General features: G+C 40.0%; 8 protein-coding genes. 2 read left to right on the top strand and 6 right to left on the bottom strand.

The window, feature by feature from the left end:
• Positions 1–73 precede the first annotated feature (73 nt).
• From AC6CHH_RS05365 to AC6CHH_RS05355, 3 genes are read right to left on the bottom strand one after another with little or no spacing between them, the layout of a single operon-like run.
• A complete protein-coding gene (locus tag AC6CHH_RS05365) occupies positions 74–460 on the bottom strand; it encodes a c-type cytochrome (RefSeq protein WP_498280897.1) in 387 nt (128 codons plus the stop codon).
• A complete protein-coding gene (locus tag AC6CHH_RS05360) occupies positions 403–3,012 on the bottom strand; it encodes a PVC-type heme-binding CxxCH protein (RefSeq protein ID WP_498280494.1) in 2,610 nt (869 codons plus the stop codon). Before AC6CHH_RS05360 ends, AC6CHH_RS05365 begins: the two co-directional genes overlap by 58 nt.
• Positions 3,009–4,511: a neutral/alkaline non-lysosomal ceramidase N-terminal domain-containing protein gene (locus AC6CHH_RS05355; protein ID WP_498280492.1), complete on the bottom strand. Its 1,503-nt coding sequence runs from the start codon at positions 4,509–4,511 to the stop codon at positions 3,009–3,011. Before AC6CHH_RS05355 ends, AC6CHH_RS05360 begins: the two co-directional genes overlap by 4 nt.
• A gap of 523 nt (positions 4,512–5,034) precedes the next feature.
• Here AC6CHH_RS05355 and AC6CHH_RS05350 point away from each other — a divergent pair.
• Positions 5,035–5,748 (top strand): GntR family transcriptional regulator, encoded by a 714-nt coding sequence (locus AC6CHH_RS05350; protein ID WP_498280490.1) that lies wholly within the window; start codon positions 5,035–5,037, stop codon positions 5,746–5,748.
• An 88-nt stretch (positions 5,749–5,836) separates the two neighbouring features.
• Here the strand turns inward: AC6CHH_RS05350 and AC6CHH_RS05345 are convergent, their stop codons facing one another.
• The 3 genes from AC6CHH_RS05345 to AC6CHH_RS05335 form a co-directional block, all read right to left on the bottom strand.
• Positions 5,837–7,468, bottom strand: coding sequence for a UxaA family hydrolase (locus AC6CHH_RS05345; RefSeq protein ID WP_498280488.1), 1,632 nt, complete (start codon positions 7,466–7,468; stop codon positions 5,837–5,839).
• Between the two features lie 7 nt (positions 7,469–7,475).
• On the bottom strand, positions 7,476–8,894 hold the full coding sequence (locus AC6CHH_RS05340) for a tagaturonate reductase (protein WP_498280486.1): 1,419 nt from the start codon (positions 8,892–8,894) through the stop codon (positions 7,476–7,478).
• Positions 8,895–9,003: 109 nt separating this feature from the next.
• Complete coding sequence (locus AC6CHH_RS05335) at positions 9,004–10,008, bottom strand: alpha/beta hydrolase family protein (protein WP_498280484.1); 1,005 nt, start codon at positions 10,006–10,008, stop codon at positions 9,004–9,006.
• 185 nt (positions 10,009–10,193) lie between these two features.
• Here AC6CHH_RS05335 and AC6CHH_RS05330 point away from each other — a divergent pair, with 185 nt between their 5' ends.
• The gene (locus AC6CHH_RS05330) at positions 10,194–13,340 is read left to right on the top strand and encodes a SusC/RagA family TonB-linked outer membrane protein (protein ID WP_498280482.1); all 3,147 of its coding nucleotides are present in this window, start codon (positions 10,194–10,196) and stop codon (positions 13,338–13,340) included.
• Positions 13,341–13,352: the final 12 nt, after the last annotated feature.

Here is a 13,352-nt window from a genome sequence, read left to right as displayed (position 1 = left end):
TTTTGTTTCTTTATTTTAGGTTTCTAATACAAATATATAAATCTAAGTTGTATATACAAGTTATATTGTGTATTTAATTTTCATCTCCCTTTTTCAAGTATTGAATCAAATTTGCCATTTCTTCTTTGGATATGTTTTTTTCCATTCCATCTGGCATTAGAGAAAGTCCCGAGTTGTTTAAAGATTCAATATTTTCCCTCAAGATAGCCTGATCGGTTCCTGTGACTGTGCGAAGCGTTAAACTGTTTTCATTCTCTGAAACTACCCAACCGGAGGTAACACGTCCATCTTTGGTTTTGATATGGACTGATTGATAGGAGGGGTATACCTCATAATTTGGAACCAAGATATGAAGCAAAAGTGCATCTGCTGGTTGATTGTTAACGCCTGACAAATCAGGACCTACCTGACCACCTTTTCCAGCATAAGTATGACAAGCACTGCATTGCTTTTGAAAGATAACAGCTCCAGCTTTTGGCTGAGCATCGTTGGTTGAGATCGTTTTGTATGCTCATATACAGCCATTCTATCTCCTGCTTCCAATTCCTTAAAAAGAATTTTTGCTTTTTCGGAAATAGCTGATTCCTTCATTTTGGTGAGTCTTACACGGTCGACTGATGAGATCTCCGCTGCCGCTATTTGGCCATTTTCGATTGCTGTAAAAAGAATGGGAATAAATGCTGTATTGGAGATGAGTGCTGCGATCACCACCGGTTTAACCGTTGGTGAATAGGATTTCCATATAGTATTTTGAGTGAGAATCTTTGCTCCCCGTGGATCTTGTAATTTAGCAAGGGAATTGATAGCTTGTATCTGTACCGCCGGAGCATATCGTGCAGCTAATAATTGAGCAAGGACATCTCCGGCTTGTTCGAAATTGCTAAAACCTAAAAGTGCAATCGCTCGAGTTTGTTTTTGAGAGTTTTGGTTTAAAGCTTGTGCTTTCAGCATTACAATAAATTGATCAAGTTTCTGGCGAGTTTGAGACCCGTTAATTGCGTCCAAAAGACCTTTTTTACTTATGGGGATCTCTTGCGTTCTAGTACTGAGACCTTCTGCAAGTCCGAGCATAGCAGGAACCCTCCACAGATCTAGAGAATCTGCTGTTAATAAGTCATGGAAAAATGTTCTTGATTCTGCCAGAGTTCCGCCATGGCCAAGTAAATTACCGATCTCTCGCATGACCAGAGCAAATGTTTCTTGTTCTACCGGTTCTATGGTACGGAAAGCGGTAATAAAATCTTGAATTCTTCCTTTTAAGCCACTGAAAACAGCGGCCCTGCTCCATTGGTTAATGCCATCTTTTGCTGCAATCTGTGAAAGGGATTGTACAGCATTAGAATGCTGCATATTTCCTAAGGCAAGGGCCGTGTAATAGCGAACCCGGGCAGATGAATCTTTGGCCATTTTAAACAGCAATGGCTGCGCATCGATATACATTCGGGGACTGGAAATTAAGATTTGTACTGCTTGTTCCCTCACATAGGCTGATGAATCGGCTGCTACCAGATCTAATAAATTGGAATTTAAGGCACCCATCAGATGTAATAACCATAATGCGCGGGTTTTTCCTTCTGGATTTCCTCCCCTTTGAATGGTATTGTTTAATTGGCCGATGATTTCTTTCGGTTTTTCAGCAAGCAACAGACCAAACGCGGTTGCTCTGGTCCATTCTTCTGAAGAGGATAGGGCACGTACTAAATCGGAGTTTGAGGAACCAGTATGAACATTTCCTATTGTATCTTGTTGCTTCATATTGAAATTCTCCCTCAAGACCCGGTATATGCGCCCGTCTGTTTTTCCACTTCGAAAATCTAGTTTATCCCTCATTTCCTGAGGAACGTAGGCAGGATGATCAATTATTTTTCGATGCATATCGGCAATGTAGAGTCCTCCATCGGGACCATGTTGCGCAAATACGGGTCGAAACCATTCGTCACTAGAGGCTAAGAACTCTTTTCCATCTTCAGCGATCGCTGAGGAAAAGCTTGGACCATTTTCTTGTACGATTTGCCGCTGGACAAGGTTTTGTGCAGATTCGCATATAAAGATATTTCCTTTGTGTTGGGGAGTTAATCCATTACCATTAAACACGACGAGTCCGCTGGCTGCGGTAAATGTTCCTGCATGTGATTTTCCCATTAAGCTCGGGATATAATCCGCAGTTGTTACTGCCTTACTAATGGGATAAACGATTGCCTGGGCTTCCACAGGCGAAACGTTTTGTACTGTTTGATTGAAAACAAGATGAGGGTTACGTGCAAGATTCCAGGGTTCCATAATCACTTGCATTACCGGGTGACGGTTGGAGGTGCCAAAGCGGTGGCCATAGGGATCCATGCTTAATCCAAATTGACTTTTGCCCCCGGTAACTTGAAACTCAAAGGTTTCTGGATGAAAACGTCCATCGGCTGAAGTGTATGTAACGGCTTGACGGTCAGGATGCTCTGGAGAGGTTATGTGACCACCGTTTAAGCCTCCTGTAACGTAAATCCATCCATCTAGCCCAAGGGTGGGGTGACTCATTCTTATTTGAGAGGTTTTGGTATCATTAAAGCCGGTTAGAATAGTTTTTTTGAGATCGGCTACGCCATCACCGTCGGTGTCTTTGAAATAATAAATATGCGGCGCGCAAGTAATAAATAAACCTCCCTTCCAAGGTAAGATTCCGTTTGGATAAGTAAGGCCAGTGGCGAACTCGCTCCGTTTATCATAGGTGCCATTTCCATCGGTGTCCGTGAGCAAGGCGATCTTTCCCAACTTGCTTGGGGGACCTTCTTCTACGGGGTCCGGATAACCACGATCCTCTACCACATACATGTTTCTGTCTCGGTCAAAGGCAAAGGCTACGGGGTCGATCACCAGTGGTTCACAAGCCACCAATTCAATACGAAGTCCTTTTTCCAACTGGAAACTTTCCAAGGCTTGCCGGATTCTTTCATTTTCATGTTTGGGTTTACAACTGACAATGCATGAACCCAGCAAAAGGATAAATAAAGTATATCTTATCATTGTTTAGTTTTGGTTATGGTTTTCTTGTCAAGTTTATCAGAAGAGCTAGAACTATTTTGTTGTTCTTTATGTTGATTTAAAAGATCGAATAAGGTTCCTAAGATTTTATCCGATGCCGTCTCTTCCAGATAGCTTGATCTCGCTCTCCAAGTCTCGTATCCACCCAAACGATGATGAGCAGGGGTTGGCAGGTACCCGTTATATCCGTTTGCTAATTCAATATTGAATGTAGGCTTAAAAGGACTTTTTTCTTTTAATTCAAGACCAATTTCTACAAAGACCTCTGCCGGTATCGCGGTGATGGCGAGGTCTCCAATACAGAAAACTTGCAATAACACATTGACCTGATCCGGATAGTCTTTTAAAAGTAAAGTTTCTCGGGCATAAATTTCTTCTAGGGAGGTCATCACTGGACTGTTCGCTTTGGCTACAATTGCTCTTGCACGTTGGATGTCTGTGTCGCTTGGTTTTCTTACGCCAAGTGAAATTTCCTTTTGCTTAGCTGCTAAGGCCACCCAAGTGTGTTGTGGTTGGTCTTTGATCGCCAGGTAGGCGGCACTGGCCAGCTTATTGGCTACCGAGCTCATTTTTTCATAGGCGGGTAAAGGATCCTGTTTTTTACCAGACCAATTGATATTATTGATGTCGCCGCTTGTTCCATTGCTCATGATGCCTACAAAATCAGGGGAGTGAGGCTCCTTTTTGACTTGTAAACGTTCACCAATATAATCAGCAAACAGTCCATAATAATCGGCTGAAATTTCACCACTGCCACCACCTCCAACATAATGTAATGAGTAGTTTGCTAGAACGGCGATGGGTTTGCCCTGGAGAGTTTGAAGCAATAAGGTTGGTACCTGTGGATCGATAGGTCCTGCAGCTTTCAGCATATTGACATTGCCAACCCCTGGATTCATTTTGACTTGATCTTGTTCACCAAATGGATTAGGAATAGAAGTTCCTGCTTTCATATGCCAACGACGATTAAACACCTCTGTTGCTTCTTCGCCAACTCCCCAAGCAACCTTGGCAGGAACTCTGTTCCTATGGGCACGAATCAGTGCATCTGCTGTGCGTTCAGCTATAAATTCCAAGTAAGCCGAATCCGGCTCGCTTTGAAATACACCGCAAGCGGTTCCTGCAGAATGCGTATGGGTAGCTGAAATCAATATGTTTTCAACAGGAATTGCTGTGAATTCAGAGGCCCTTTCTTTTGCTTTGTCAACGGTCTCTCGTGACACCATACAAAGGTCCAATACTACAAAACCCAATTGAGTGATGCCATTGTCTAGTACGATGGCCTTAGCGTGGATATCATCATGAATATTTTTGACCCGAACGTCCTGCATATTCCCATTTATGGAGGAACCTATTTTAGGTGTGATGTTGCTGATGGCTGCACCTGCCTGGAAGACCAATGATCTCGAGTCTGATTGACCATATGTTTTTATTGAAAACATCAACAGGCCAATTAAAAGGGTAGAGGTTATATTTTTCATCTAAGTTTGGATAGTTGTGAATCTGTATTTGCGTTAGTCTCCCGGTGACTCATTGCTGTAAATAGTGCCATCAATCATTTTGGAAGCAAGGAATAGTTTCTGCACATATGGAGAAGGTTTCAATGTGTTTTCTTCCCCTCATAATATTAAGATATCTGATGTCTTAAATTGATCAGTTAATCAAATATAATAATTGAACTTGTATATACAAGAGTTTATTTTAAATAAAATGATATTTTTATATATTGTGATTTTATATATCTTAAAATCAACTATATAATTACCTATCGTAATATTGTTTCTAATTTTGATATAAACATATTGGTGTAGACAAGTTTATCAGGGTTATTCACATTCTGTTATATGGTTTTTAAAAAGGGAAAAAATGATATCTTTAGAACTTCATTATTCTTGTCATAAATTCACCTGTAGCTCATGAAATTTTTAATAACCTGTATATACAAGAAACACTTGCTAAATCGTTAGGTTAATCGCTATATTTGTGCGGTAATATAAAGGAATTATGCAAAGATCAGGAACACCATTGTACAAGCAAGTTTTGGAGGAGTTGAAGAGCAAGATTGACGCTGGTCTTTTCAAAATAGGTGATTTGTTGCCCTCTGAAAACGAATTGTGTAAACTTTATTTTACCACCCGGCCAACGGTTCGGCAGGCATTGAAAGAGCTATCCAACATGGGGTACATTATTCGTCAACATGGCAAAGGGAGCATTGTCTGCGAGCCAAAACATGGGCTAGGTATCTTATCCTTAAAAGGCGCAACGGCTGGAGTGGGGAAGCATAGTTTAAAAACGGCTATCGTTACCAAGCCCAAGAAACAGCTTTGGCCCGAGCCGTTTGAATTTGAACTCTCTGCCCAGGAAAAAGAAGCAGGATCTATTTATTTTTCAAGACTTCGTTACGTCAATAGTCTGCCAACACTCTTTGAGGAAACCTATATAAGCAACATAAACATCCCTCGTTTTACCTTGCATAACCTTGAAAAAAATTCTTTGTTCGACACCTTAAAAAATTACCATGAAATAGAGGTGAAGGAAGGAGAGCAAAAAATATGGGCCATTGAAGCCTCCCCAGAACTTGCAGATCTTTTTAATATCAAGCCAAAAAAACCGATTCTGCATATGAAACGTAAGTTAAAAACGAATAGAAGTAATCTTTTTATCTATTCGTTTCTGTACTGTTATACAGATGAGTACTTTATTCAAGACTTTTTCTAATTGCTTTTAGACAATGATCTTTTGAAATATAAAACACTTTTTTGGGAGTTAGTTTATAATTTTTAAAATCGGTATTGATACAATGTCTTTATAAGCTTATTCCGCGTTTCCATGGAATAAAATCATCTTGCTGCAGGTGAACTGCCTTTGGAATAATTTCACCGCTGGCTACGCTGATGCAATAGTTTAATATTTCTTCACCAAGCTCGCTTATGGTTTTAGTTCCATCGATAATACCACCTGTATTGATGTCAATAATATCAGGCATGCGTGTTGCCAATTGATTATTGGTGGACACTTTAATGGTCGGGCAGATGGGATTGCCAGTTGGTGTACCTAGTCCCGTTGTAAAGAGGATCAATGTTGCTCCTGAAGCGGCTTTTCCCGTGGTTGCCTCCACATCATTTCCAGGAGTGCATACTAAATTTAGCCCATTATGTTTAATTCCTTCTGTATAGGATAACACATCCACAATAGGAGAAGTTCCTCCCTTCTTGGCAGCTCCATTGCTTTTCATTGCATCGGTAATCAGGCCATCTCTAATATTCCCAGGAGAGGGGTTCATGTGAAAGCCTGAACCTACCTTAAGGGCTGATTCACTATACATTTCCATCAATTGGGTAAACTTTTGGGCATGTTCTTTTTTGCGCATGCGATCCAGTAACTGTTGTTCTGCTCCGCAGAGTTCGGGGAATTCGGCTAGTAAAACAGATCCGCCTAAACTAACCAAAAGATCCGCGGTATGGCCAACAGCAGGATTTGCAGAGATGCCACTAAATCCATCACTACCGCCACATTTTACACCCAAGACCAAATGATCTAAACTGGCAGCTTTTCTTTGTTGTTTATTGGCCTCTGCCAACGCCTTAAAAGTATCATGAAGGCATTTTTTTATCAGTTCTTGTTCAGTTCCTGTTTTCTGCTGTTCAAAATGTAGAATTGGTTTCGAAAAGTTCGGATTCCGAGCCATTAGCTCTTCCAATAGAGCTTGCATCTGTAGATTTTCACACCCGAGTCCCAATACTGTGGCTCCAGCTACATTTGGGTGATCAATATATGCGGCAAGTAATTTTCCAAGGCTTTGAGCATCCTCACGAGTGCCTCCGCAACCTCCTTGATGAGTGAGAAACTTAATACCATCAATATTTTTAAATAATTTTTCCTGGCTTGAATAGGCACGTATTTCATGCTCATGCTCGGAGCTAGGTGCTTGGTTAAACGAGTTAATCAGATGTTTTACATACCGATCATAATCATTTGTTTTTCCGTAGCCCAAATTATGCAAGAGTGATTCTTTAATCACTTCAATATTGCGGTTCTCGCAAAATACTGTTGGAATGAATAACCAATAATTGGCTGTTCCGACCCGTCCATCTTCTCGGTGGTAACCGTAGAAAAACCGATCCTTGAAATTGGAGATGTCCAATGGTTTCCAAGAGCTTTGATAACCTCGGTAAGCGTACTGTTCGGTGGCATGTTTGCTGTTTTTGGTGGACATTTGTTCTCCTTTTTGTACAGCGGTGGTGGTTTTGCCAATGGTAACTCCATACATGATAATATCGGAATTTGCTTGCAGACTCCTGGCGAAAAATTTATGCTTTGCCGGAATATCCATTGGAATAATAATCTGATCAAGGTCTATTTGAATGACATCCCCCGATTTCAAATCTTGTAGAGCAACAATGATATTATCAGCAAGATCTAATTTTAAAAATTTCATATTTTACTTAATGTAGTTTTTCTCGAATATTTGATACGCTTAAATCCGTGATATGTTCTTCAATTTCCCGTAAAAAATGAGGATAAAGCGTGAGATCAATACCCCATATCTGAACATCTGCCAAGATTTCAGCCATAGACGCCTGACGCGTTAAAGCCATTTTTATTTGTGCATCATGCACAAATTGATGATCGTCAAATAATTGATGACATGCTAAAAACGAGGCTAAGCTTAGCGTTATGGCTTTTGGGGGAGTTTGGTAATGGGCATACCATGATTGGATTATGGGGATGACACGCTGCTTCCATTTACTGGATCCATTTTGGGCAATAGATGACCATTTGTGGTCAATAAATGGATTTTTGAACCGATCAATAACAGCGCTGGCAAAACTATTGATGTCTATTTGTTGAATATCCTGACAGCGTAAATGATGTTGAATTTCGGAAGACATTAAACCTCTTATCCAATCCTCGAAAAGGATATCTCCGAGTGTTTCGCGTACAAATTTCTGATTAGCAATCATCGCAATCGGACAGGTTAAGGTGTGCGTAGCATTTAATAACCTCAATTTAAGCTCTTTTATATGGGCAATGGAAGGTAGTAATTGAATTTCTGGATTTGCGTTCGCAAAACCTAATTTTTGCTTTATATTCTCGGATTTGACTTCAATTGCCCACAAATTAAAAGGTTCTGCACGGATTGCCAGCTCATCTTGATAATTCCATTGGGACGTATTCACTAGTCCAGGTACAATCCGATCGACAAGGGTATTGCAAAAATGGTTATGATCTCTGATCCAGTCTAAAAAGCGTTCTGGTAAATGATTTTTTCTAGCTAATTCATAGACAATTGCTTTTAATGTATCAGCATTATTCTCGATCAGTTCTGTAGGGAGTATAATTAAGCCACGATCCGGTGAACCTTTAAAATAATTAAATCTGTGATATAACAGTGCGGTTAATTTTCCGGGAAAACTTATAGGGACATTATTTTCCAGCACCTCATCAATGTCAACTATTCCGACTTCAGTCGTGTTGGAAATCACAAATTCGATCTCGGGGTCTCTGGCAAGTTCTTCTATTTTTTTCCAATCCCGATGTGCGGTAAGGACTCGTGAAATGCATGTGATGATTTGTTTTCTCTGGACAGGTTTCCCCCGCACTAATCCCTCGGTTTGCAGGCTATAGAGCTGATCCTGTTCCTGAAAAACAGTGGAATCGCCGAGCTGGGTTGATTTGATGATCACAACCGAACCTGCAAAGGACTGACTACGATTCGCCCGATCAATGTAGGGGTCGACTAAACCCCGTAATAATACACCTGTGCCAAATTGAATTACCTTTTCGCTCAGTTTGTTTCTCTCTGCATAGCTGAAGTCATTTGCTAAGGCAATCTGGTTTAGGTTATGGTTGTTTAATCTCATAGTAAATTTGAATTTTTGCTCTCTGGATCTATGCAATTGTACTATAAAATACAGGATAAACGAAACGCTTTCAGCGAGAACGTTTTCAATGAACACGCTACGGACAATTTCAGTTTTCTCCTATTAACTCTAACACATTGCCTTTTGGCATTTCATGGCCGCCATCAAATACAATGACTTGGACTTTATCCTGATAGTTCTTTTTATATATTAAATCTCTTCCCATGAATCCATTGTTTATCACTTGGAAACTAGGGCTATGCTTTCTTTTCAAAAGAGTATAAATATCTAGCAAAGGGATCCTCGAGGCCATTTCATTGGGATCAAAATCTTGTATTAATTTATTGTACATCTCCAAGGTTTGGGAAATAGGAACCGAGCCGGTGTACCCATCATCTAGCCCACAATATAGATTTATACTGCTTTTTTGGCGACGCTTAACAGGGGTTTGCATATAGTACGGAGATCGGTTTCTTGCTTCTTTGAGGTTGGGTTTCTTATCTCCACCGGTGATGGTTAAGATATGATCTGCATACGGATTCTTTCGTGCTTTGGATTCGTAAAACCAATCTTCTAGATTATACATACCCACAAAGGCATGCACAGAGGCAATAGCATGTTTGGATTTCATATAGGCCACTACACTTGCTAAAGCCCCTCCACTAACCCCTAAAATATGGATTTGATTTTCCTCGATCTGTAAAGAATCCAGAGCCCACTGTATGGCATCATCAATGTCTTGGATCACCAAAGGACTCGCTGCGGCTTCTGGTCTAGTATTAGGTCCTCTAAAATCAGGATGCAGGTAATGTACATCAGCAGCTATGCAATATTTTAGGATGGGATCTTTTTGTTTAAAATCGCCACTCCAGGTATGAAGACTGATAATTAGCGGTCTTTTTTCCTTTGATTTGCTTCGAAATAAATAACTTTTTTGAATATCTCCATCAATTGATGACACGATGTCAATTATTTGTGCCTCATTTGGCCAAGTTGTGATCGAATTATCATCCCAAACGATTTTTCCTTGCGTAAATGCGGATTGGTAATTGATTAAAACCATTAAAAAGACAATAAATGGGCTGCTAAAACTATTTATTAAATATGTTTTCATTCATATATGGAACTTGTTGTTACAAAATACCCTATTATTTTTAATTAAAAACTAAAAATTAACGGAAACGCTGTCGGTAATAAATTGGGGTAATTCAAAAAATGAAATAGAGAATATATTTATCATTGTGTTAGTGCACGGTAGCTATACTGTGCTTTGTCTACCCCTTTCTAAACTAATAAATTATGAGAAAAGAATGTCTACTACTGTTGGCCATATCAACAGCTCTCAGCCCAAGCTTACTGCATGCAAAAACACCCATGAAGTTATTTCATGAATCTTACATTAATCAACTCCAGACTATGGAGATTCGTGGAAGGGTTATTTCAGCGGAAACCAATGAACCACTGGCTGGTGTTACGATTTCTGCTAAAGGAAAAAAAAGAAGTACAGTTTCTGACGACCAGGGAAATTTTAACATAGAGGTGAATCAGGGGGATCAGTTGATTTTCAGTATGTTGAATTATAAATCACAAGATTTTATCGCCAGTCAGTCTGAATCAAATTTAGTGATCAAATTACAGGGTTCGATCGACAACTTAGATGAGGTGGTGGTTATTGGATATGGTACGGCGAAAAGGAGTGACCTGACCGGATCCATTGCCCGGGTTGACGCTAAACAATTCCAGAATCAACCAACCACGCAATTAACTGAAATGTTAAATGGTACGGTAGCGGGATTTAACTCTAATCAAAGTTCTACTGCGGCCGGTGGAGGAAGCATGGAGATTCGTGGACCTAAGTCCTTGAATGCATCAACCGCGCCGATGATTGTACTGGATGGTGTTATATTCAATGGAAGTTTAACGGACATTAACCCGGCTGATATTGAGACGATGGATATTTTAAAGGATGCCAGTTCTACAGCAGTTTATGGAGCCAGAGCGGCAGCGGGGGTTATTCAGGTAACCACCAAGAAAGGAATAAATGGTAGTCCTCGAATTAATTTGGAAACCAATTTAGGTGTTTCTAGTTTAACCCATGCCTTAGAGTCTTACGATGGCCAGGGCTATATTAAATTTAGAACCGATGTTATGCGTGGATACAATTCCAATAAACCCGCTTACTATTTTAATCATCCTGATAATCTGCCCCAAGGTATTGATTTAGAGACCTGGAGAGAGGCGAGTAACAACCCGCAAGAAGACAATACAAGAGAATGGCTTAGTCGTCTGAATTTTTATGATATTGAAACAGAAAATTACCTTGCAGGTAAGGAAATCTATTGGTTGGATGAGGTATTCAGGAAAGGAACTAAACAGAATTATGATCTTAACATTTCAGGTGGTGCTGAAAAAGTGAAATATTATTGGTCCTTGGGTTATCAAGACAATGAAGGAATTTCACTCGGGGATGATTTTAATATTATTCGAAGCCGTTTGAATACAGACTTTACGTTAACTAATTGGTTGTCAGCAGGTATTAACGCCCAATTTTCAGACAGAAATCAACAGCAAATAATTCCCAGTATAAATTCCATGTATTTAATGAGTCCCTTTGGGAGTATGTATGGCCTGGACGGCGAGTTGTTGTGGTATCCTAACTCATTTGCCGTGGCTAGCCCACTGCTGAATAACTTGGGAGGGCAGGATCAATTAAATAAGGTAAATAGTTTGTTTTCATCAGTATATATGAACATCAAGTTACCTCTTGGCATTTCCTATAAAGCCTCCTTTCAACCTCGATATACGTTTAGTAAACTGTATAATTTTTTCCCGTCCACCACCCTAACAGGTGGATCTACATATAAAGACGGTTATGCTACGCGGGTGGAGTCTTCGAGTTTCGAGTGGATTCTTGATCATCTGTTTCATTGGAATAAAACATTTGGAATCCATCAGTTTGACGCCACTTTGCTCTACAGCGCTGAAAAGATAGACTCCTGGAGCTCCTCCTTAAGTAATCAATCCTTTAGTCCTAACCAATCGCTTGGTTATCATGGGATTCAATTCGGATCGGATCATAAAGTTTCCTCTAACGACACCAGAGCTACCGGTGATGCCGCGATGGCTCGTTTAAATTATACCTTGAACGATAAGTATTTATTTACGGCGTCGGTCCGTCGCGACGGATATTCAGCTTTTGGAAAGAAAAATCCACGAGCGACCTTTCCTGCATTTGCTGTCGCTTGGCGTCTTTCGCAAGAATCTTTTTTTCAAGTTAAACACATTGATGATCTAAAAATCCGTGCATCTTGGGGTATAAATGGTAACCGCTCTATCGGGGAATATGCCGCATTGGCAACTGTGAACTCTAATCGCTATTACAACGGTTCATTATCTCAGATTGGGGTATATAATAATACATTGTCGAATTACGATTTAAAATGGGAACAAACAGAATCCTATAACCTCGGTATTGACCTTACGATGTTTAAAAATAGGATCAGTTTGACTGCCGATGCTTATAGCATGGAAACTATTGATTTATTGATGAACCGAAAATTACCCGAAATTACGGGGTATACAAGTGTTGTAACCAATCTAGGAAGGCTAAGCAATAAGGGATGGGAAGTTTCATTGAATACTGTAAATATTGATCGAGAAAATTTAAAATGGAACAGCAGTATAGTTTATTCTGCTAACCGAAATAAAATAGAAGAGTTGTTTGGCGATTTTGGCGAAACTACCATTAGTGGAAAGACAGGCTATCAAGAACTTCCGGATTATACAAATGAGTGGTTTCCAGGTCAAGCTATTGATCAGATCTGGAATTATGAGGTGATAGGTATTTGGCAGAATGAAGAAGCTCAGGAAGCTGCTAAGTATAAGCTTAAACCAGGGGATTTCAAGGTGGTGGATTTGGATGGAAATTACGTTTATGATGCCCTGATAGACAAGCAGTTTATCGGATACGAGCAACCCAGGCATCGAATTGGTTTTAGAAATTCCTTCGATTTCTTAAAAAACTTTAGTGTCTCCTTTTTTTTAAGAGCAGAATTAGGACATTTGGGCTATTTTGCTGAGGCCGCCCGTGCCGGAGGAACCGATACCTATGATAAACGCAGTACTTACGATTTGCCGTATTGGACACCTGAAAATGGAGAGTCTGAATATGCAAGACTAAATACGATAACAACAGTCTTCGGCGGCGGAATTAAGATTTATAAACCGCTGTCGTATTTACGTCTGCAAGATTTATCCTTTTCTTATACAGTTCCCAATTCAACTTTGGAAAGAATCAAGGTTAAAAACCTGCGAATATTCCTGGCTGCCAGGAATGTATTTACCTTGGATAAATGGCCTGGTTGGGACCCAGAAACGGCTTATAACTCGCAAAACACGATGCCAATGCCTCGGACATTTTCTGCCGGTCTAAACTTTTCTTTATAACCTTAAATTGCA

The organism is Sphingobacterium sp. GQ94 (assembly GCF_059758715.1).
Note: the sequence above shows the minus strand (reverse complement) of the source record. Positions and strands in the feature narration are given on the sequence as shown.

What these genes read in the sequence shown, in the direction of transcription:
- AC6CHH_RS05360 (WP_498280494.1), bottom strand. Translation starts at nt 3,012, where the DNA reads ATGATAAGATATACTTTATTTATCCTTTTGCTGGGTTCATGCATTGTC.
- AC6CHH_RS05355 (WP_498280492.1), bottom strand. Translation starts at nt 4,511, where the DNA reads ATGAAAAATATAACCTCTACCCTTTTAATTGGCCTGTTGATGTTTTCA.
- AC6CHH_RS05350 (WP_498280490.1), top strand. Translation starts at nt 5,035, where the DNA reads ATGCAAAGATCAGGAACACCATTGTACAAGCAAGTTTTGGAGGAGTTG.
- AC6CHH_RS05345 (WP_498280488.1), bottom strand. Translation starts at nt 7,468, where the DNA reads ATGAAATTTTTAAAATTAGATCTTGCTGATAATATCATTGTTGCTCTA.
- AC6CHH_RS05340 (WP_498280486.1), bottom strand. Translation starts at nt 8,894, where the DNA reads ATGAGATTAAACAACCATAACCTAAACCAGATTGCCTTAGCAAATGAC.
- AC6CHH_RS05335 (WP_498280484.1), bottom strand. Translation starts at nt 10,008, where the DNA reads ATGAAAACATATTTAATAAATAGTTTTAGCAGCCCATTTATTGTCTTT.
- AC6CHH_RS05330 (WP_498280482.1), top strand. Translation starts at nt 10,194, where the DNA reads ATGAGAAAAGAATGTCTACTACTGTTGGCCATATCAACAGCTCTCAGC.